The sequence below is a fragment of the Pedobacter xixiisoli genome (assembly GCF_900215335.1).
In the GTDB taxonomy this organism is placed as follows: Bacteria; Bacteroidota; Bacteroidia; order Sphingobacteriales; family Sphingobacteriaceae; genus Pedobacter; species Pedobacter xixiisoli.
The window spans coordinates 713,353-735,777 of sequence record NZ_OCMT01000002.1; the positions used below are offsets into that span (position 1 = coordinate 713,353).

Sequence of the window (22,425 nt, forward strand, 5' to 3'; positions counted from 1 at the left end):
AGATAATTCATTATGAGAGAATTAACAAAAGCCGAAGAACAGATTATGCTAATACTATGGGAATTGAAAGAAGCCATTGTAAAGGACGTAATAGATAAAATGGAACCTCCAAAACCAGCCTACAATACGGTATCTACAGTAATTAGAGTATTGGAAGGAAAGGGATTTTTAGACCATAAGGCTATCGGTAATACACACATCTACTTCCCCACCATTAGCGAAGAACAGTATAAGCATTTTGCTTTCGACAAGGTGATGACCAACTACTTTGAAAACAGCTACGAAAGCTTAGTCTCCTTTCTCGTAAATGAGAAAAAAATGGACATCTCTCAGTTAGATGAAATTATTGCAATTGCAGAACAACTTAAAAACAAAAAGTGATGAATTGGCTCTATTATCTTTTGGAAGCAAACCTGTACTTGACTGCTTTTTACCTTATGTACAAGGTGTTATTGCAAAACAGCACTTTCTATAATAGTAATCGCTATTTTCTAATACTAAGCATTGTGGTAGCATTTACTACGCCATTGGTACAACTTGGCTTTTTGAAACCTCAGACTATGGTAGAAGCCAACGCAATTGCTTACGATTTACCTATCGAGACCGTAGAACTCACAAAAACTGCTCAAGCTCCTATTCTAACGCTAGAGGATTATATTTTTTATGGCTACTTGTTATTTGCGTTGTTGCTCAGTGTAAGATTTATCAGAGCGATCTATAGAATTATTAGCATCTATATTAAAGGTAGGAAAAGAGAATTAAGCGGCTACACCCTGGTAGAATTGAGCACAGAACATACCGCTTTTTCTTTCTTTAATGTTTTATTCATTCATCCCAATATGGCAAAAAACAACGCTGTATTGAAGCACGAAATCATCCATATCCAACAAAAGCATACTTGGGATATCGTATTGTTGGAATTCCTTAAAATCTGTTGTTGGTTCAATCCTATCGTCTATTTAATCAAAAAGGATTTAACCTTGTTGCACGAGTATATCGCTGATGCGAGTACCACTGCTACAATTTCCAAGCATGAATACGCCATGTTTTTAATCGAAAACTCGATGGCATCATATTCACCTTCATTAGTCAATCAATTTTTCAATCAATCAATATTAAAAAGTAGAATCAACATGTTAAACAAAGAAAAAACGGCAAATTGGGCAAGGCTCAAATATTTGCTAGCTGTTCCGCTAGGAATTGGGTTGCTTTGCGCATCTACCTTAAGCTTCAGCAAAACCTATGGTTATGATGTATTTCCTGCAAAAAAAGGGCTAAAAGAAGAAAAAACACAGCAGAAAAAGAAAACACACTATCCAGAATTTAGATATGATGACAAAAAAAACTTCATTTCTTTAGAGAAACGAGCCATTATCATCAATGGAAAAGTTGTAGCAGACAAGAACAAATACTATGGTAGTGCCGAAGCAGATGAGGTAAGATATTTAAGCAGTAGCGAAGCGATAAAGAAATATGGTAATAAAGTCGGAAGCAATGGTGCTATCGAAATTATAGGGAATAATGTAGTAATGACATTACCTCCGCCAACGGTAGCACCACCGACGCCTCCAAGAAAAGTAAATGCAAAACTTCCACCTCCTCCAGCAATAGAGGCACCCCCAGCGGTTAAAAAACTTAAAAAACTACCGCCACCAGTGGTAAAACCTGATGAGAAAACCGCAAGTATCGATTTAAAAGAAGAAAAAGTGCTAGAGATTGAAGTCGTACCAGGACCCAACCAGAAAGATGTAGTTGTTAAAGGTCACAAAAAAACCGAAAAGGACAACATGGAAATACTAAAAAAGGAGATTGAGGTAGCTCAGCTTTCATTGAACAAAAAGAAAAACGTTCAAGAAATTGGAGTAGTTCCCACTCAAAAAGTAAAAGGCATTAAAATAGACCAGAAAGCAACTAAGGAAGTAATTGTTAAGGGCTATAAGAGCTCAGAAAAAACTCCAACACAAAAGGTTGAAGTCTTAAAAATAACGCCAAAAGATACTTTAAATAAAACAGGAGCAATAAAAAAGACAAACAACAGCACTAAAGAGGTAACCACGGCAAAGTCGGCTTTAGAAAGAACGAACAACGTTTTTAATAAAGCTTGGACCTTATACAAACCTAAAGTAGAAGAGAATAAAGACGACCGTTGTTAGTCGAAAACTACTGCGGAATATAAACTACATATTTAGTCTCAAAGAAATCTTCTTCAAAATAAGCTGAAAGCGGATACAATTCTGCTTTCAGTTTTGATTCTTTAATTTCCTCGGTTAAATCTCCACCTTTTAGATAAAGAATACCGTTTCTAATGGCATTGATATTTTCTTTGGCAAACTTACCTCTTACCCAAGGATAAAAATCGCCCAAACGCGTTACCGCCCTTGATACCACAAAATTGTATTTATCGGTAATTTGCTCTGCCCTACTATGAGATGCTTTTACATTCTTTAACCCCAATGCAGCTGCAACTTCGGTAACCACCTTTATCTTTTTCCCTATAGAATCCACCAAATGGAATTCTGTCTCAGGAAACAATATAGCCAATGGAATACCGGGGAAACCACCTCCAGTACCAACGTCTAATACTTTTTCTCCCGGTTTAAATGTACAAAACTTGGCTACTCCTAACGAGTGAAGAATATGACGTTCGTACAATTCCTCGATATCTTTTCTAGAAATTACATTGATTTGCGAATTCCACAAACTGTACAAATCAAAAAGCTGCTCAAATTGCTCAACTTGTGTAGGAGTTAAATCCTTAAAATACTTGAAAATGATATCGGGTTTTACCATAGGGCAAAGTTAAAAGTAATTTTCAGTTTTCAGTCGACAGTTTTTAGTTAGCAGATAGCGGCATCAAAGCTTAGTCGTAACTCGTAAATCTAAAATCGTAAATTCCTTTATTTCCACTGCACCTTCTTAACGAAGATAGATAAAATGGCATTAAACACTAAAAAAGCCATTAAAACGATGTCCAGAATTGGAAACCACCATCTCAATCCGCCATAATTTAATCGCTTTAGCAATTTTGGATAAACGAAACATCTTACAATTAAGCTCACCAAGAAAACACCTACAGCAATAAAATGGGTATGCGGAAAGCAAGCCAATGTAATCACCAACGCATAAAACAAAAACTGTATGGCTATTTGTGCAGATAAAATAAATTTATGCTTTGGTTTATAGAAGTTTCCTGCACCAACATGTCTTTTCTTTTGGCGTAGATAAGTTAGGAAAGAACGTTTAGGTTCGCTCCAAACGTGTGTATCTCTATGAATTTGGATAACGGTATTACTCGGTGTTGCATTGGCATTTACAAACAAATCATCGTCTCCAGAAGGAATATGCATGTGTGCCGCAAAACCCTTGCTCTTAAAAAACAACGATTTTTGGTAAGCCATGTTCCTACCTACACCCATGTACGGCATACCTTTTAACGCAAACGACAAATAGTTAACCGCTGTAAAAAACGTTTCAAAACGGATTAGGGCATTCAATAAACTTCTCTTTTTAAAATATGGGGAGTAGCCCAGCAAAATTTGCACCTCGTTATCCGCAGGCTTTTGCATCCCTCTCAACCAATTCACCGAAGCAGGTTCACAGTCGGCATCCGTAAAAACCAACCACTCGTGCTTAGCCGCTTTGATACCCATGGTCACCGCGAATTTCTTACCAGCAATAAACTTCTCACCTTCTTTTACATGAACAACTTTAAGGTTCTGGTATTTCTTCTCCAATTCCTCCAGCAAATCGGCAGTACCATCCCAAGAGCGGTCATTTACCACCACGACTTCAAAATTTGGATAATCTTGTTCAAAAAGGCTTGGAAGATATTTCTGAAGGTTTTCGATTTCGTTACGGGCGCAAACAATTACGCTAATCGGTTGACTGCTACTGGCCGGTAATTCACCAATACGGTATTTAGCCAATTTCAAATGAACCCCAAGTACATAGTAAAGGTGTATAAAAAAGCAGATAGCGAGCGCTGTAAGTAAGCAGATTTCGAGTATGTTAAATTCCACGATGGTGTCTAAAAGCTAGCAAAGGTAGTTATTTTGGTTTTGTTGGTTGTTTAGTTTTTTGGTTTTTTAGAAATTGGTTAAAAAAGCAGTATAAGTGCTTCTTGGATACGATAGTCCCGCTTTCAGCTATAGCCCTCCTACCTCGGGGCTGCCGCTACAACCTGGCTTATAAAACTTAAACCTATGCACAGTACCTGCAAACCAAACCCGATAGCAATGGAAAGACCGCAAGCGAACGCAGTGAGTGCGGACTTGAAATGAATAGCGGGACTTACATCAATATGAACTCAAACTCTGCTTTCCAAAAAGAAATCAATCTTTAACATTTCAACCTTGCAATATTTCAACCCTAGCACAATTAATCGTACTTTTGACGGATTTTTGAAGCGAAAACACACACATGAAATTCGATTTACAGGCAAAAGACCCAAATTCAAAAGCTAGGGCAGGTGTAATTAGCACTGCTCATGGCGATATACAAACTCCCATTTTCATGCCTGTAGGCACCGCTGGAACAGTTAAAGCGGTACATCAAAAAGAATTAAAGGAAGATATCAAAGCTCAAATTATCTTGGGCAATACTTACCACCTATATCTCCGCCCAGGATTGGATATTTTAGAACCAGCTGGCGGTTTACATAAATTTATAGGCTGGGATAGACCTATTTTAACCGATAGTGGCGGCTACCAAGTTTATTCTTTAAGCAAGGTTAGAAAAATTAAGGAAGAAGGCGTTACTTTCCGCTCGCATATTGATGGCTCTAAACATTTGTTTACCCCAGAATATGCCATGGATATTCAACGTACCATCGGTGCGGATATTATTATGGCGTTTGATGAGTGTACTCCTTACCCTTGCGACTACAAATACGCTGCGAATTCGATTAACATGACTCATCGTTGGTTAAAGCGATGCTGCGAACGTTTTGATACTACGGAGCCTAAATATGGTTACGACCAAACACTATTCCCTATTGTACAAGGTTCTGTATATAAAGATTTAAGGGTAAAATCGGCTGAATTTATTGCTTCAATGGGTCGTGAGGGAAATGCTATTGGCGGCCTTTCTGTTGGTGAACCTGCTGAAGAAATGTACGCCATGACCGAAGTGGTTTGCGATATTTTACCTTACGAAAAACCACGTTACTTAATGGGCGTAGGCACTCCAGTGAATATTTTAGAGAATATTGCGTTAGGAGTAGATATGTTTGATTGTGTAATGCCTACCCGCAATGCTAGAAATGGAATGCTTTTCACCAGAAATGGGATGATTAACATTACGAACAAGAAATGGGCTAACGACTTTTCTCCAATCGATGCAGATAGTGATTTATTAGCCGACCAAGTTTATTCGAAGGCTTATTTACGTCATTTAATGCACAGTAAAGAGATTTTGGGCTCGCAAATTGCAACGCTGCACAACCTACATTTCTATCTGTGGTTGGTTAACGAAGCCCGCGAAAAAATCATTGCTGGTGAGTTTTATGAATGGAAAAACAAAATGGTTACTATCTTAGGGACAAAACTCTAAATGGATTTATTCAAGCGACGTTCAAAAATCATTGACGCCTACATTATCGGCAAGTACTTGGGCACTTTTGTGTACACTTTAGCCGTTTTTGTGGTTGTTATTGTAATTTTCGACCTTTCAGAAAAGCTTGACGATTTCTTGGGAAATGACATGACGGCATGGGAGATTCTAACTCAATATTATGCTGGCTCTATCCCATTCTACGTAAACATGTTGTCGCCACTAATGAATTTTATTGCAGTAATTTTCTTTACAGCAAAAATGGCAGACCAAACTGAAATTGTACCTATTTTAAGTGGTGGTGTAAGCTTCAATCGCTTTTTAAGACCTTATTTCATTTCAGCCTTTATTATCTTCTCTATTAATCTAGCTTCGAATCTTTTTTTACTTCCTTACACGAACAAAATCAAAAACAGCTTTGAAAACCAAGTAATTAAGAAAAACGACCCCTATACCAAGTCGAACATACACATGAAGATAGATGAGAACACCTACATCTTTATCGACAATTTCGACAACCGTAGCAACATAGGATATAAATTTGCTTTAGACCGCTTTAAAGGGGATGTTCTAGAGAAGAAACTCATTGCAGAACAAATCAGCTATGATTCTTTAAAACGCGTTTGGAAACTCACTAATTATACCACCAGAACCATCAAAGACCTTAAAGAAAGCATGGTTTATGGAAATACGAATACGAAAGATACCATTCTAGACATGAAACCAGACGATTTTTCGGTTTACGATAATGTGGTGGAAAGCATGACCAGCAAAGAGCTTTCGGATAAAATTAAAAAGGAAAAAATTAGAGGCTCTGGTGTAATGAATGATTTGCTTTTTGAGCAATACAAGCGCTATGTACAGCCTCTATCGGCTTTTGTACTTACATTAATTGGAGTAGCGCTTTCTTCAAGAAAAGTACGTGGAGGCGTAGGCTTACCGCTAGGAATTGGCATTGTATTGAGCTTTCTCTTCATTGTATTAAACCAGTTCGCCAAAATGTTCTCTACCAAGGGTGGAGTACCTCCTTTATTAGCCAATTTATTGCCAGTGGTCATATTTGGGCTGTTAGGACTTTATTTACTGCGTAAGGCGCCTAAATAACGGCTAATTTCTATTTAATACTACAATTACCCCATCCCTGCATTTTCTTAGGCCCACTTTATCGAAATTGATTACGTGGCTTTGCACAAGGACGTTTCTTAACCGATAAATGCTCCCGTTCGTCAAAATAATTTAAGGACTTTGTTAGCCCTTTGTTTGGTTGTTGTTCGGTAAAACGGCCATTTTGCCAAACGATGACCGAACATGGTACGAACAAGAACCAAACAAACACTATTTTTTTATCCTTATTATTGTGACATCTTTCAGTTATATTGTTCTAGAACAGCCCAAGAAGTCGATTTAAACGCAGCAATATGCCTAAAATTGAAATTAGCATTGAAATAGACGCTCCTATTGAAATTTGCTTCGATTTATCGAGAAGTATTGATCTACATCGTATATCGACCTCAAAAACTAATGAAAAAGCTATTAGTGGCGTTACCTCTGGGTTGATAAATTTAAATGAAACGGTTACTTGGGAAGCAACACATTTTGGCTTTAGACAGCATTTAACTTCTAAAATAACGGCATACAATAGACCTCATTCTTTTGTAGACGAGCAAAGCAAAGGCATCTTTAAATCGATATTTCACCTTCATGAATTTCAGGAAATTAATGGAAAAGTAGTCATGAAAGATACGTTCGAGTTCAGCTCGCCTTACGGAATTTTAGGTAAATTATTCAATTTTTTAGTGCTGACCAGCTACCTAAAAAACTTCCTAATGGAGCGAAACCAAGTCATCAAAAGCTACGCAGAAACAGAAAAATGGAAGACTGTTCTGGCAGAAAAAAACTATCTATAATCTCGCTTTCACCCATCAATATTTCGACCAAAAACAGGGTCAAAAACCAGCGTTAGCTAAATCAAAAAAAGCTAAATCAGCGGCAATTATTTACGTTTCGCATCGGTTTCAAAAATCAAAAAGCCATTTAAAAAAAGATCAAAAAACTCATCCAAAAAGACAAGCTCAAAAGGTAAAAAACGCTTACTAAAACTAGAGAAAAATAGCGCAAAAACGCCACTTATTTCGGCAACTAAAAGATGTTAAAACTACTCCGAAAAGCGACAAAAAAAACACGGTTAAAAAACAAAACTACCACCGTAAAAAACATCAAAAAATCAGCGTTATTCACACTTCAAAAAAGCTAAAAAACATATTAAAAACCGAGCTACAGAACAGCCTCAATATCGGTTAACAAACCTACCAATCAAAGTAAAAAACTGTATAATTTCTCTACAACTATACCCAATAAAACAAAAAAAAACTGCGATAACACATGAGTAAAAAGGTGCAAAAACCTACTAAAATTTAATTTATCTACCCACACAATAGCTGCAAAAAATTGAAACTATACCAATACTAAAAGCAATAAAATCAGTTAAAATTTAATCCTAAAAAAAACACACTATCAATTCAAAATCATCACAAAAAAACAAGATTAAAATAAAAATTAAAATACACTAACCAACTAAAAAACTACAAAAGAAAAAGCTAATTAAAGAGTTTGACATTTGATATAAAGTTGTGAAGTAACGTTCGTTATAGCGTAAATTTTCTTGTCCATTTTTATAAAAATGTTTAAAAACCTGAGCAAAAATCCTGTTTGATTTTTTGGAAAAACGTATACATTTCGCAAAAGAAGATAATTTTGAAGCAGAAAAAAACACACAAAATGGTGTATAAAATTTATCAATATTTTATCCTATATTAGAGAAATCAATTTCTATAAAAACCAGCAAATAACACCACTAAAAACAACAAATAAAGACCTAAACAACAAAAACACAAAGAATAAATAAAAAATTAATTATCAATTGTTTATAAAAATTATATAAACATAAAATTAATAAAAAACAACACAACCACAAAACCAAAAAACTAAAAAAATTAGCAAGCAAACTTATACATCAAATTATAAAGAATCATAAAATTGAAAATCAAAGTTTTAGCATCAATCATATTAAGTTTTACTTTTTCGAGTAGTTTTTCACAATTTTTCGATGAAAGTCAAACCCCGCTTAGTGTAAAATGGCGACAAATTGAGCACAGCGGTTTTAAAATCATCTATCCAGCATTACTCGAAAAAGATGCTCAACGAATGGCAAATACCTTTGCCCACATCTACCCTACCGTTGGCAGCAGCCTAAAGGAAAGTAAAACCATCATCCCTATCCTACTCCAAAACCAAGGAACCACCTCAAATGGCTTTGTTCAGCTAGCACCTAAAAAATCACAATTCTACACTATCTCGCCTCAACAGTTCGATAGCCAAGACTGGTTAAACAACCTTGCAGTACACGAACTAAGGCATGTTGCGCAGTTCAACAAGGTTACAGGAAAGAAGGGATTTCCCTTCCCGGAAGAGATCTATTTTGGCTATATTGGAGTAAGCATGCCACTTTGGTTTTTGGAGGGAGATGCAGTGAGTACAGAGACTGCTTTGACTTACTCTGGAAGAGGTAGACAACCGAACTGGATTATGCCTTTTAGAACTTCAATTTTAGAAGGCAAAAACTTCCCTTATTCGAAGGCATATTTTGGGTCAGAAAAAGACATTACCCCTGGTTATTACCAGCTCGGATACCTGATGAATTCTCAGCTACAAAAACAGCATGGAATCGACATCGGAAATCAGCTACTTTCTGACATTAATAAAAGACCGCTAAGACTCTACCCTTTTTCTCAAAGTTTGAAAAAATTCACAGGCAAAAACACAAAAAATTACTACCTCCAAACTTTAAAAAACCTGAAGCTAGACTGGGCCAAACAAGACAAGCAAAACAAGTCGATTGATTACGAAAGTTTGAATAAAAATCCTAGCTATGCCACGCACTATTATTTGCCAACCCAACTGGCTGATGAAAGCATCTTGGTGATTAAACAAAGTAAGAGCGAAGCGCCAGGTTTTGTAACTATCTCTCCAACCAAAAAAGAAAAGACCTTGTTTAAGATTGGCTACCAAGAACAACCTTGGCATAGTTACGGCAACAGCAAAATTGTTTGGGAAGAAAGACGGGAAGACCCGAGATACAAACAACGAAGTTATAATGTGATTTGCATTTACGATTTTGGAACTGGCAAGAAAAAACAGCTCACGCACAAAACCAGATTATTTGCACCAAGCATTTCTGGAGATGGCAAAAAGTTGGTGGCAGTACAAATTGACTTGAGCAACCATCACAACTTGGTAATGCTAGATATTGAAACCGGAAAAATTACCGACAGCCTCGCTAATCCAGAAAATTTTCAATTGCAAACACCCGCTTTCAGTCAAGACGGCAGTCAGCTTACTTGGATTAGCGTAAGCGAAGAAGGAAAATCCCTTTGGTTAAAAAACAACGAGAAAACTGAAATTTTAATCAAAAACACAAGACAACAACTAAGCAGACCCGTATTCTTTAATGACAGAATAGCTTTTAACGCCCATTACAGCGGCATCGACAACATTTATGAAATAGACCCCGCCTCAAAAAAGATAAGCGCTCTAACAGCCTCTAAATACGGCGCTTTTAATGCAAGCTTTAGTGACAATGGAAAAACAATGCTATTTAATGACTACAAATTAAGGGGACATGAAGCAGCAAGAATAGCTGTAGCTCCAACACAAGTGCAAGAAAACAGTTTTGTTTACTACGGACAGGAAACCAAAAATGAAGATTATGTATTTGCCAACGTCCCAGACAGCACCTTCAGCTCCAAACCGTATAGCCCGTTGAAACACATGTTCAATTTCCATAGCATTAGTCCAACTGCAGACGATGCCGTAGAGCGAGTTGGGCTACAGCTCAAATCTGACGACCTACTGAACACCACTAGCGTTTACGCTGGCGTTACTTACGAAAGTTCGCTACGCAGAGTAGAATACAGCGCTGGATTAAGATACAAAGCACTATACCCTATCATCAACCTCAGCTACCGTAATCGGCCTCGTTTGGCATACTACCGTTTTCAAAACGCTATACACCGAGCCGATTTTAGGGAAGACTACATTGCCTTAACTACCTCTGTACCGTTAAGTTTTAATTCGTTTAACCACAATTTCAGTTTAATTGGCGAAGTCGGCACCTATCACGTCAACCGTCATTTCAATGCAGTAGATGCATCGCGATTAGCAAACACAATCGAATTCCCGATCACCTACCGTTTTGGTTTCAACCATCAAATTAGAAGAGCAGAACGAGATATTGCTCCAAAATGGGCACAAGCTTTCGAAATCAAATACCAACACCTGCCTTTTGAGAACCGTCTTACCGGAAAACTTTTCGCAATGGAGAGCTACCTCTATTTCCCTGGCCTAGCTAAAAACCACACCTTTTTAGCAAGCTTCAACTATCAACAAAACAACGGAACTTTTAGAACAGTGAACGACATTCCAATTGTCTACGGTTACAACCAAATTGCCGCAAAAAGCTTACTTAAAAACACGCTGCTACTCAATTACCGCTTTCCAATGTTGTTTCCAGACCTCGAAATTGGGCCTTTTGCTTACGTGAGAAATGTGAGAGCAAGCTTTTTCAGTCATTACGAAAATATTGGCCACGAAACCAATCTAACACAACCCAAAACATTCGGATTAGAGCTTAGAAGTGACATGAACTTGTTGCGCTACCAGCCTGTTGCCGATGTAGGCGCCCGCTTAATCTTCGTTAACAAAAACTACAATCAAAACCCTATCTTCGAATTGTTGTTTAATTACTACTTTTAATCATCTAAAACAGAAACACCATGTCGGGAAAAAGCATCACCATTATAGCCCTAACAGCCTTATTAACGTTATTCTTAACCGTAAATAACGATGCTGTAGAGTTCAATTTCATCATTGGACAACCAGTAGAGGTATCCAAACTAGTAGTTATTGGGATTTGTATTTTGATAGGTTTCATTCTAGGCTTTATTGCTGGTAGACCACGCAAAACCTATAGCAGTTACAACGACGAAATCGAAAAAGATGATATCGACACAAAACCTAAAAACACATTAAGCGACGAGGACAGAGAGTACATTAGCTAAAAATATTTAGAAAAGCAGCGGCAGTAATCCATCGGTTACGATAGCCCTGCTTTTCGGCTTTAATCCCTCGTTACACTTCGGGCGTTGCCGCCTTCAATCAGGTTTGGTACAGTTAAAATTCCTTGCTATGAAACTTTTCATCCTCTCGGCAATCATCTGCTTTGTCGCCATTTATGCTCCTACAGAAAAAATAATTGTACTGAATCCTACTTTAGGGATATTGATTGACAAAAGTCCAGAAGGAGAAGCCATTTTCAACAAACGCTTAAAACAGTGCGAAATTTTGTGGGCGCAAGTAGCAAAAGGTGGCGAAGAAAAACTTTCTAAAAGCGAAAAAGAACAGCTGAAAAACTGCTCCGAAGATGAGAATTACTGGGATATTTTAGTTCCTGGGTGCAGTTGGTATTGTGGCGGTGGGTTAGAGACAGCAGCAGCATCGTCTACTTTGAGCAAACAAGGCAGCGTTAACTATGTTGCCAAAAACGCAAATGACCTTAGCTACCAAACCGCTTGGGTAGAAGGCGTTCCAGGTTATGGTATCGGCGAAGATCTTACTTACGATTTCCCTCCAGAGAATCCAAGAATTACGAAAATCATTGTGGTAAATGGCTATGTAAAGTCGGCAAAGGCTTGGAACGAAAACTCAAGAGTAAAACAACTAAAGGTATACTTAGATGGAAAGCCTTTAGCCTTACTCAATCTACAGGATACGCGTCGGGAGCAAATCTTCACCTTGAAGCAACCTATTGGAAATGGAAATAGAGCAAATTACAAAGCCCTTCAATTAAAACCGAGATGGAAGCTTAAGTTCGAAATCACTGATGTTTATAAAGGGCAGAAATTTGACGACACCGCCATCACTGAAATCTATTTCGATGGAATTGATGTTCATTGATATTGCTTAAAGTGCTTCATTCAAAAACATTTCTTAATTTTAATATCAAATTAAGACCATCAAATGAAACATCTACTAGCTATTTTTACATTATTATCATTCCTACAGCTCACTGCGCTAGCGCAATCAAAACGAGACTCTTTAGCCATTAAGCAGGCGGCACTAGACTACATCGAATCACAGCACAAACCAAATGCCGCACAAATGGAACGTGCCTTACATCCAAGAATGGTTAAACGTACTTTTTGGAAAGACAAAGCTACTGGCAAAGATTACGTAAGGGAAACTTCTACAGAATCGATGGTTTTGCTTGCTGAAAGCTACAATACCAAAGGTGATAAATTCCCTATCAACCCAAAAAAAGAAGTTAAATTTCTAGATATATCAGAACGAACAGCCTCGGTAAAGCTCATCGCCGACGAATGGATAGACTATATGCACCTTGTTAAATTAAATGGTTCTTGGAAGATCATTAATGTGCTTTGGCAGTATAACGATGTTAAACAGCATTAAAAAATCCTTAAAATGAAAAATTTATTCTCTTTTATATTGATGCTCGGTTTTGGACTTATCTGTCAAGCACAAGAAAAACCAAAGTACGATGAAGCACTAGCCAAAAAATTAGGAGCAGACAACTACGGCATGAAAATGTACGTGTTAGTGATTCTTAAAACTGGGCTGAATACCACGGCAACCAAAGCACAAACCGACAGCCTTTTCAAAGGACATATGGCCAATATCGAGAAACTAGCCAGAGAAAATAAATTGGTAGTTGCTGGACCTTTGGCAAAAAATGAAAAACAATATCGTGGCATTTTCATCCTCAACACCAAATCATTAGAAGAAGCAAAAAGTTGGCTGGCTACCGACCCCGCAGTAAGCGCTAAACTACTAGATGCCGAAATTTTCAATTGGTATGGTTCTGCAGCTTTGCCAGAATACCTACCTTACCACGATAAAGTGCAAAAAAGCAGTCATTAAGAGTGCAACATTTCTATTAACAAAAGGTTATCAACTGACTTAATAGTTAATTTAGAATTCTATTAAATAGAATAACCTAAAATGAAAAGAAAACTACTTTTACCAAGCTTATTGTTATTTACTTCGTCTTTTGTTTTCGCACAAGACAAAGTAGTAGACAATATCATCAAAGAGGCTAATGAAAACTCTCAATTAGAGAAACTAGCCCACGAATTACTAGATGTTGTTGGCCCTCGTTTGGTAGGCACGCAACAAATGAAACAAGCTAATGACTGGGTAGTTAAGAAATATGCAGATTGGGGCATTAGCGCTAAAAATGAGCAATGGGGACAATGGCGTGGCTGGGAACGTGGAGTTACTCATGTAGATTTGGTTAGCCCACGGTTAAGAACACTGGAAGCTACACAATTGGCTTGGAGCCCATCTACCAATGGCAAAGCTATTAATGCAGAAGCGATTATTTTACCAGAAAGCATTACAGATTCTGTGTCCTTCCAAAAGTGGTTACCTGCGGTAAAAGGTAAATTGGTTTTGATAGCTCACAATCAAATTTCTGGTCGTCCAGATAAAAACTGGGAAGAGTTTGCCACGAAAGACCTATTTGAAAAATACAAAAAAGAGAAAGCTGCTGCCTTAAAAAGCTTCAACGACAATTTAGCCAAAACAGGCTTGAAGGCAAAAGACTTAGCCTTAGCTCTAGAAAACGCAGGTGCAGCGGCGATAGTTATCAATAACTGGTCGCAAGGTTTTGGGGTTGATAAAGTTTTCGGCGCCAATACCAAGAAAATCCCTACCATCAATTTATCTGTAGAAGATTACGGATTGGTGTTCCGTTTAGCAAAACATGGTTCAAAACCTGTGTTAAATGTTACTTCAGAATCTAAAGAATTAGGTTTAGTGCCAACCTTCAATACCCTTGCTGAATTGAAAAGTAAACAGAAACCCAACGAATATGTAATGCTATCAGCTCACTTAGATTCTTGGGATGCTTCTGCTGGCGCTACAGATAATGGCTCTGGAACCATCTTAATGATGGAAACTATGCGCATTTTGAAAAAATTCTATCCAAACCCTAAGCGTACCATTTTAGTAGGGCATTGGGGTAGCGAAGAACAAGGTTTAAATGGCTCGAGGGCTTTTGTGGAAGACCATCCCGAAATTGTAAAGAACCTACAAGCTTTATTTAACCAAGACAATGGAACAGGCCGTGTGGTAAATCTTGCCGGACAGGGCTTCTCTAACTCAGAAAAGTTTTTAACTCGTTGGTTAGCTAAAGTTCCCGATACCATCAAAAATCAAATCAAGACTTCATTTCCTGGTATTCCCGGAGCTGGAGGTTCAGATTTTGCTTCATTTGTAGCTGTTGGCGCACCGGGCTTCTCATTAAGTTCCACCAGCTGGGATTATGGCACTTACACTTGGCATACCAATCGTGATAGCTACGACAAAATGGTTTTTGAAGAGATTAGAAACAATGCCATTTTAGCTGCAATTATGGTTTACATGGCTTGTGAAGACCCTGAGAAATTCACTACAGAAAGAGCAGAATTACAGATTAACCCAAGAACCGGACAGAAAGTAACTTGGCCGGAACAGAAAAAAGCAATCCGTAAGGGCGGTGTAGATTAATTTTGTTTTTTATACCACCTAAGATATCTTAGTTCATTTTAGTTTTCTTAGGTGGTTTTTCATTTACAAACCTTTACTTTCTCAAAAAAGTAAAACCTAATTAACCACATATAAACGAAGAGTTAACTAAGGCTATGTGGCTAATAAAAGAAAAAATTAAACATTAAGAATTTAAGAAGAATTAAGTCTTCACGGACCTTCATCTCTTAATGGTTCAAATCCAAAAGCTAACGTGAGCTAAGGTAGCTTAGGTGTTTAAAACAAGAATCACTCTTCCTTCTGTTGAAACTTATAAAACAGATAACCTAAGAAAGGCAAAATTAGAAAACTTCCCAAAACTAAAGCCCAGCCTAAGCTTTGTACCGTTTTCTCTGGGCCAATTGTATTGTAAAGCGAAATTACACCACCTCCTTTTAAACGAATAAAATTGGGAAAATGAGCATAGCTGATGGCAACCAAAATCATCGTTACCTGAAAACCAGCCAATATCCTTAAAATCTGCGTTCTGCCTTTTAGCAACAAATACCAAAGCAATACCAGCGACAGACTTGCCAAAATCACGGCCATTAATCCAACTTTGTTGTAAACTACCCAGTTCATCAAAGGAACATCTTCCATAGCAGCACTAAAGAACACCATTGCGCCAAAAACTACCGCAGCGAAATTCATATACTTTGCTTTTTTAATGAAGCGCTTTTGATCTTCTTCCGTTTTACACTCTCCTATTAAATAAATAGCGGCCAAGAAACCACACAAAGCTGTAGTAAACAAACCAACAGAAATAGAAAACCAATTGAACCAACTAAAAATATAGGCATCAGCAAAGTTGGTGGCGTCTGGATCTACCTTTCCCGACAAGACACTTCCAGCAATAATCCCTAAAAACAAAGCAGTAAGAAAGCTCGAATACCTAAAAATACGGTTATACAACCATTGCATATCGTCTTTAACAGCATCGTAATGTCTAAAAACAAAAGCAGTTCCTCTCGCAATAATTCCAATTAACATGACGGCCAAAGGAATGTGTAAATGCACCGACATGGTAGTGTAAATACGCGGAAAAGCGACAAACAAAATCACAATGGCAATAATGAGCCACATGTGATTAGCCTCCCAAACAGGCCCGATAGCATGATACATCGTTTTACGAGTGCGGCTTCTGTTCTTCGTTGAAGTAAACAGCTCAATAATTCCGGCTCCAAAATCGGCACCGCCTAACAAGAAATAAAGCAGAATTGCTAAACATAAAAAAGCAATGACTATTTGTTCCATTATTGATCGATATTTGAGGATTTGTAAAGCACTGGAACCATTTTAATTTGTCGATACAGCAAAAAGATAACGATTAAGCTCAATGAGAAATAAATAGCCGAAAACAGATAGAATGACCAAGCTATACCCGGCATTGGGGTTACCGCATCAATAGTTCGCATAATACCATTGATGATCCAAGGTTGGCGACCGACTTCGGTTACTACCCAACCTGCTTCTAAAGCTATGTAACCTAAAGGGATTGCAAAAACGAAGAGCTTTAATAGCCATTTACTGGTAAGTATCGTTTTCTTTCTCCATAAAATGAAGAAGTAAATGATCGAGATGAGCATCATTACCGAGCCCAAACCTACCATAATTTGAAAAGCGTAATGGGTTATCGCTACTGGTGGATGTTCGTCTTCCGGAATTTGATCTAAGCCTTTTACTTCGGCATTAAAATCACCATGCGCTAAAAAACTCAGGGCTCCTGGGAGTTCTATATAATTACTTACCGTTTTATTTTTTTCGTCTACAATGCCGCCAATAATTAACGGCGCAGGTTTTTCTGTTTTGTACAAAGCTTCCATAGCCGCAAGCTTGGCTGGCTGGCGCTGAGCTACATCTTTCGCAGAAATATCGCCACTAATAGGTTGCAATAGTGCACAGATAGTAGCAAAAGTAGCCGCTATCTTAAATGATTTGTAATGAAAATCGTTGTGTTGCTTTTTCAACAGCATTAACGCATGAACGCCAGCTACAGCAAAACCCGTTGCAGTAAACGCCGCTAAACACATGTGCAAAGCTTGCGTAAACCAGGCATCATTAAACATCGCTTTAATTGGGTCTATATTGGTGTATTCGCCATTTACATAATCAAAACCGGCCGGACTGTTCATCCAAGCGTTGGCAGCAACTACCAAAATTCCTGATGCCAAGCCACTTACTCCAACTACCACTCCAGTAAACCAATGGAACCATTTATTGAGTTTTTCCCACCCATAAAGAAAAAATCCTAAAGCAATGGCTTCGATAAAAAATGCTGTACCCTCCAATGAAAAAGGCATTCCGAAAATTGGACCCGCATGCTCCATAAATTTGGGCCATAACAAACCCAGTTCGAAAGACAGCATAGTACCAGAAACTGCTCCAGTGGCGAAGAAAATGGCAACGCCTTTACTCCAAGCCTTCGTGATATGCTTATAAACTTCGTTATTGGTTTTTAACCACTTGTAATGCGAAACAGCCATAAAAAATGGCATTACCATACCAATACAAGCGTAAATAATGTGGAAGCCCAATGAAAGGGCCATCTGTGAACGGGCGGCTAAAAAATCATCCATATATTAGGGGATTGGGACTGAACAAATATAAGCCTTCACATCTTAAGTACTAAGACCGTACCCTCGGCTAACATAAATATTTGAAATATAGAACGTTTATAAATTAAACTAATCTCCTGTAAATAGATTTATTTTCTATTAGAAAAAATAAAACAAGCTATCATGTTCTGGAAAGCTAATTCATCCCCGCCTATTTACATTATTGTTAAACATCGCTAAACAAAAAACCACGACTATAGCCGTGGTTTAAATTCAAACAATTATTTTCTATTAAACACCTGTTCCAGGCGTGGTTCCTGGCTCGTGGCCGCCTCCAAGAGGTTCGTGCTTACGAGGATGATTTTTAGTAAAATTAGTAGTGATGGTGGATGACGAAGTAGATTCAATGTTTTCTTCTTTCCTCGTTGGCTTCGTATCATCAATATCAATCAGGTCGTTTCTAACTTCTTTCTCTTTGTTATTCTTATCTTTATTTTCCATAATTTATAATTTTTATTTAACGGTAATGAAGCTATCCCAATGAATTGGGATGGTTCCATGATCTTTAAGTTTTGGTACGGTTATCTAACAATCTCCGTTTTAAGTTTGTTTGTAACAACATACATCAATTTCAAAAAATGAAGAAAGCAATCCTTTTTGGCGCCAGTGGTTTTATAGGCGGATATTTGTTAAGAGATTTATTGCAAAGCGATATTTATAGTGAGGTGACTATTGTGGTTAGAAAGCCGCTGAACGTTCAACACCCTAAACTAAACATAGTTATTGCCGATTATCATAGTCTAGCTCAAAACGCGGCATATTTATTTGGCGATGATGTTTTTATCTCTTTGGGCACTACAAAAAAGAAAACCCCCAATCAAAAAGAATACTACCAAATAGACCACGATTACCCCGTACTGGCAGCTCAATTGACCAAAGCAAATGGAGCTACTTCAGTGATGTTGGTATCAGCAGTAGGTGCCAATGCCAATTCGTCCATCTTTTATACCAAAACAAAGGGCGAGGCAGAAAGAGATGTTATTGCAGTTGACTTTGACCATACCCATATTTTCCGTCCATCGATGATTATGGGCAACAGGGAAGAAAGCAGACCCCTAGAAAGGATATTCATTAAAATATTCTCCATAGCAAATCTGTTATTGGTTGGCAAATTGAATAAATACAAAGGAATTACTGCCGAAAATATTGCGAAGGCGATGATTAAAGCCGCACAACAACCTGTAGAGAAAGCTAAAGTTTATCATTGGGAGGAAATGAAGGAACTTGTCAAATAGCATGTTTTCTATAATTAATTAAACACCCCGGTCTTCGACCACCCCTCTAGGAGAGGGGAATATCATAACGCAAAATTCCCCTCTCTTAGAGGGGTGCCCAACGGGTGGGGTGTTTAGACAAAAAAGAGAATAAAAATTTTACAACTGCCATAGGGTTGTCAGTGGGATGCTTATTTTTACCAGGAAATAAACACCTATACTAATATGAGTTATTGTAGTGCAATTCCCAATATGCAGCCTGAAGAACGTAAGGCTTTACATAAAAACTATCACGACAACCATTATGGCTTTCCTATCAATGATGATAATGAGCTATTTGGCAGATTGATTTTAGAAATTAACCAAGCAGGCTTAAGCTGGGAAACCATTTTAAAAAAGGAAGATGGTTTTAGAAATGCTTATGCCAATTTCGATGTGAATAAGGTAGCTAATTTCACCGAATCTGATCGAGAACGTCTATTACAAGATGCTGGAATTATCCGCAATAAGTTAAAGGTTAACGCCGCGATAGAAAATGCCAAAACCATCCTTCAATTACAGCAGGAATTTGGCAGTTTCGAGAAATGGCTGGAACATCATCATCCAAAAACCAAAGCAGAATGGATTAAGCTATTTAAGAAGACTTTCAAGTTTACCGGTGGCGAAATTGTTGGCGAGTTTTTAATGAGCATCGGTTATTTACAAGGCGCTCATGATACTTCTTGCGCTGTCCATGCAAAGGTTTTGAAGAGCAATCCGAAGTGGGTTGGTCAGTAATCTGCAAAGGAATAAAGTTAGTCGTCATTTCGAACGCAGAGAGAAATCTAGCAAATTGCAAAATTCTATTCGTTAGATTTCTCCTCATACTTCGTCAAAATGACGAAGAACATCAGCTATCTACCTTAACATCTTTTTTCGGATAAAGTATCGAAAACACATAAACCGTTAACACTGCTAGCGGAAAGGAAATCAAGGCTGGATTTTCCAACTGGTGCATTGAATTTTCAGCACCTAAACCATATTTATCCCACATAGTTGGAGAAGTTAAAATAATAGCTAACGATGATACAATGCCCACCACAATTGATGCGGAAATACCCGTTGAAGAAGTTCTTTTCCAGAATAACAAAAATAGGATTGCTGGCAAATTAGCTGATGCGGCAATAGCAAATGCCCAACCTACTAGGAAAGAAACATTGATCCCTTTAAATGCCATACCCAATAAAATGGCGAATACACCCACTATTACTGCTGCTATCTTGCCTACTTTTACTTTATTGTCGTCGCTTAGGTTTTTCTTCAAATAAATATCGATAAAATCGTGAGCGATGGCACCCGAAGAAGCCACGATTAGCCCTGCTACCGTACCTAATACGGTTGCGAAAGCTACGGCGGAAATAATGGAGAATAATACTGCTCCAAAAGCCTTCGCTAATAAAGGAGCTGCCATATTACTAGATTCTACATCCATTACTCCATTTACACCTGCCCCAAGACCGATAAACAAAGTAAGAATGTAGAAACCTCCAATAGCCGCAATAGCCAAAATAGTAGATTTACGAGCATCACGAGGTGTTTTTACCGTATAGTAGCGAATAAGGATATGTGGTAATGCCGCTGTTCCCAAGAACAAAGCTAGCATCAGCGACACAAAGTCTAATTTACTCCACAAACTAGCATCTGTACCGATTTTATATTTTAAACCTGGCAACATGAATTTAGTACCTGAGGTAATTTCAGGATAGTACAGCGAAACTTGGTCGGTACCATCTGTTATTTTAGCGTGTAAAAAGCGTACTACTTCACTTTCTTTAATGGTAGAAAGAAATTCGAACGGTCCAACAGCACCCGTTTTTTCTACTTCTTTACCATTAACAATGATTTTGCTTAAATGACCAACTTGGTAAAACTTCCTTTTGTCTTTCGTTTCTCCATTATATAGTTTCTCTCCATTTGCTTTTTGTACAATGGTTAGCGTTTCTTTTAGCGTTTGCTTACCATCCTTTTCAGTTAAATAAAACCACCTATCTACACCATTTTGGTTTAATTTGACAAAGGTTTTCCCACCCACAACCTGTTGGCTTTCCAAGTTCCAATTAGTTACAGCAGTTACTTTATCACCTTCTATCTTCGGAGTTAGCTCTATAAATTTATGGTAAGGATTTTCTTTTCCACCTGGCGATAATGATAGTCCATTTTTAAGGATATACCCTGTTAATATTACCGAAAGAACAATCAACAAACCACCTTTTAAAAACTGCACATAAGTAGTGGAAGCCATACCTGCGCTTGCTACAATAGCAATTACAATGGCACCAACTAAGATTACGCCCACCCAGTGAGGCAAGCCCAATAAAGGCATTACCAAATCACCTGCTCCTACCATTTGTGGAATAAGGTAGAATACAGAAATGATTAACGTGCTTATTGATGCAGATAGCGTGATGGCTCTAGAGTTGAATTTAGCATTTAAAGCATCTGTAAAGGTGTATTTCCCTAATCTTTTGAATGGCTCGGCAATTAAAAACAGGGCCACAATCCAACCTGCTAAAAATCCAATGGCGTATAAAAAGCCATCGAAACCAGCAATGGCTATCATTCCGCAAATACCTAGGAAGGATGCGGCAGAAAGGTAGTCGCCAGCGAAGGCAATACCGTTAACCGCCCAATGAATTTGTCCTCCGGCAGCATAGTATGAAGAGGAATCACTTTTTTTACGTCCGAAATAGAACGATAGTCCCAGTACTAGTCCAACGAAAATGCAAAAGAAGATTAACGCGGTAATTGAAATATCATAAATCATTGGTATCCTCCTTCGTTAGCTTATCAGCTCTTTCAGCATCATCTTCGTATTTAGTGCAGTAATAATTGTAGATAATGCCCATAATAACGGCAAATACAATTAATCCTATGCCATAAACTACGGCTAGGTTTAAACCAGAAAATACGGTTGTGGATAGGAGTTCGTAATTAAAAACGCCGAGTGCAACGAAACCTGCATAGCAGATTAAGTAAACGAAAAATAATCGTACACCTAGTTTCGACTTTTGTCGTGTTACGATTTCCTTTTCCTCGGTTGTGCTGTTTACATGCATAACTAAAAGGGGTTCGAAAGATTTATAATGGTTAATTTGTTTTTATGTTGACAATCAACAATGGGTTTAAATACAATACTAATAAAAAAAACCAAGTTTAGTTAATGTTTTGGCGATAAACAAGGAAATCAATTTTTAAAAACATCGATTTTGGCTAAAGCCATATTCTAACCTTGATATTCCGTTGGCTAAAGCCGAACGGCAATGAATTTCTACTGTACTTTAAAATAATCTGCTGGCTAAAGCCGAACGGCAATGAATTTCTTTATACTAATTCATTGCCGTCCCATTTATGGTGCGGATTGGCAATAA

20 protein-coding genes are annotated in these 22,425 nt (G+C 37.8%); 13 read left to right on the plus strand and 7 right to left on the minus strand.

The genetic code is table 11. The features are described from left to right. Positions 1–12 precede the first annotated feature (12 nt). Positions 13–381, plus strand: a complete 369-nt coding sequence (locus tag CRO54_RS09245) for a BlaI/MecI/CopY family transcriptional regulator (RefSeq protein ID WP_097131247.1) — start codon at positions 13–15, stop codon at positions 379–381. Continuing rightward, a complete protein-coding gene (locus tag CRO54_RS09250; protein WP_097131249.1) occupies positions 381–2,153 on the plus strand; it encodes a M56 family metallopeptidase in 1,773 nt (590 codons plus the stop codon). Before CRO54_RS09245 ends, CRO54_RS09250 begins: the two co-directional genes overlap by 1 nt. 7 nt (positions 2,154–2,160) lie before the next feature. Here CRO54_RS09250 and rsmG read toward each other — a convergent pair whose 3' ends face one another. Both rsmG and CRO54_RS09260 read right to left on the minus strand, forming a co-directional pair. Then, complete coding sequence (rsmG, locus tag CRO54_RS09255; protein ID WP_097131251.1) at positions 2,161–2,790, minus strand: 16S rRNA (guanine(527)-N(7))-methyltransferase RsmG; 630 nt, start codon at positions 2,788–2,790, stop codon at positions 2,161–2,163. Positions 2,791–2,897: 107 nt separating this feature from the next. Further along, entirely contained in the window at positions 2,898–4,019 is a 1,122-nt protein-coding gene (locus CRO54_RS09260; protein WP_240775069.1) for a glycosyltransferase, read from the minus strand. A 400-nt stretch (positions 4,020–4,419) separates the two neighbouring features. Here CRO54_RS09260 and tgt point away from each other — a divergent pair, with 400 nt between their 5' ends. From tgt to CRO54_RS09310, 9 genes are all read left to right on the plus strand, one after another. Next, positions 4,420–5,550, plus strand: a complete 1,131-nt coding sequence (tgt, locus tag CRO54_RS09265; protein WP_097131254.1) for a tRNA guanosine(34) transglycosylase Tgt — start codon at positions 4,420–4,422, stop codon at positions 5,548–5,550. Further along, positions 5,551–6,654, plus strand: coding sequence for an LptF/LptG family permease (locus CRO54_RS09270; protein ID WP_097131256.1), 1,104 nt, complete (start codon positions 5,551–5,553; stop codon positions 6,652–6,654). It abuts the gene before it with no gap. A 314-nt stretch (positions 6,655–6,968) separates the two neighbouring features. Next, positions 6,969–7,457 carry an SRPBCC family protein gene (locus CRO54_RS09275; protein ID WP_097131258.1) on the plus strand — a complete coding sequence of 163 codons (489 nt, stop codon included), beginning with the start codon at positions 6,969–6,971 and terminating at the stop codon, positions 7,455–7,457. 1,129 nt (positions 7,458–8,586) lie between these two features. Then, the gene (locus tag CRO54_RS09285) at positions 8,587–11,361 is read left to right on the plus strand and encodes a hypothetical protein (protein ID WP_240775070.1); all 2,775 of its coding nucleotides are present in this window, start codon (positions 8,587–8,589) and stop codon (positions 11,359–11,361) included. A gap of 20 nt (positions 11,362–11,381) precedes the next feature. Beyond that, the gene (locus CRO54_RS09290) at positions 11,382–11,666 is read left to right on the plus strand and encodes a LapA family protein (protein WP_097131265.1); all 285 of its coding nucleotides are present in this window, start codon (positions 11,382–11,384) and stop codon (positions 11,664–11,666) included. A gap of 127 nt (positions 11,667–11,793) precedes the next feature. Continuing rightward, positions 11,794–12,561: an NADase-type glycan-binding domain-containing protein gene (locus CRO54_RS09295; protein ID WP_097131267.1), complete on the plus strand. Its 768-nt coding sequence runs from the start codon at positions 11,794–11,796 to the stop codon at positions 12,559–12,561. 63 nt (positions 12,562–12,624) lie between these two features. Next, positions 12,625–13,074: a nuclear transport factor 2 family protein gene (locus CRO54_RS09300; protein WP_097131269.1), complete on the plus strand. Its 450-nt coding sequence runs from the start codon at positions 12,625–12,627 to the stop codon at positions 13,072–13,074. 12 nt (positions 13,075–13,086) lie between these two features. Continuing rightward, positions 13,087–13,542: a YciI family protein gene (locus CRO54_RS09305; protein ID WP_097131271.1), complete on the plus strand. Its 456-nt coding sequence runs from the start codon at positions 13,087–13,089 to the stop codon at positions 13,540–13,542. Between the two features lie 81 nt (positions 13,543–13,623). Then, positions 13,624–15,171: a M20/M25/M40 family metallo-hydrolase gene (locus tag CRO54_RS09310; RefSeq protein WP_097131273.1), complete on the plus strand. Its 1,548-nt coding sequence runs from the start codon at positions 13,624–13,626 to the stop codon at positions 15,169–15,171. A gap of 267 nt (positions 15,172–15,438) precedes the next feature. On the opposite strand, the gene CRO54_RS09315 is transcribed toward CRO54_RS09310, so the two are convergent. The 3 genes from CRO54_RS09315 to CRO54_RS09325 form a co-directional block, all read right to left on the minus strand. Further along, on the minus strand, positions 15,439–16,443 hold the full coding sequence (locus CRO54_RS09315; protein WP_097131274.1) for a cytochrome d ubiquinol oxidase subunit II: 1,005 nt from the start codon (positions 16,441–16,443) through the stop codon (positions 15,439–15,441). Further along, positions 16,443–17,765, minus strand: coding sequence for a cytochrome ubiquinol oxidase subunit I (locus tag CRO54_RS09320; protein WP_097131276.1), 1,323 nt, complete (start codon positions 17,763–17,765; stop codon positions 16,443–16,445). The genes CRO54_RS09315 and CRO54_RS09320 overlap by 1 nt, the downstream gene beginning before the upstream one ends. A gap of 270 nt (positions 17,766–18,035) precedes the next feature. Then, complete coding sequence (locus CRO54_RS09325) at positions 18,036–18,245, minus strand: hypothetical protein (protein ID WP_097131278.1); 210 nt, start codon at positions 18,243–18,245, stop codon at positions 18,036–18,038. A 137-nt stretch (positions 18,246–18,382) separates the two neighbouring features. On the opposite strand from CRO54_RS09325, the gene CRO54_RS09330 reads away from it, so the two are divergent. Then, positions 18,383–19,039, plus strand: a complete 657-nt coding sequence (locus CRO54_RS09330) for an oxidoreductase (protein WP_097131280.1) — start codon at positions 18,383–18,385, stop codon at positions 19,037–19,039. Positions 19,040–19,243: 204 nt separating this feature from the next. Beyond that, the gene (locus CRO54_RS09335; protein WP_097131282.1) at positions 19,244–19,795 is read left to right on the plus strand and encodes a DNA-3-methyladenine glycosylase I; all 552 of its coding nucleotides are present in this window, start codon (positions 19,244–19,246) and stop codon (positions 19,793–19,795) included. 112 nt (positions 19,796–19,907) lie between these two features. On the opposite strand, the gene CRO54_RS09340 is transcribed toward CRO54_RS09335, so the two are convergent. Beyond that, positions 19,908–21,821, minus strand: coding sequence for a solute symporter family protein (locus tag CRO54_RS09340; protein WP_097131284.1), 1,914 nt, complete (start codon positions 21,819–21,821; stop codon positions 19,908–19,910). After that, positions 21,811–22,113 (minus strand): DUF485 domain-containing protein, encoded by a 303-nt coding sequence (locus tag CRO54_RS09345; protein WP_097131286.1) that lies wholly within the window; start codon positions 22,111–22,113, stop codon positions 21,811–21,813. Before CRO54_RS09345 ends, CRO54_RS09340 begins: the two co-directional genes overlap by 11 nt. Between the last annotated feature and the right edge of the window lie 312 nt (positions 22,114–22,425).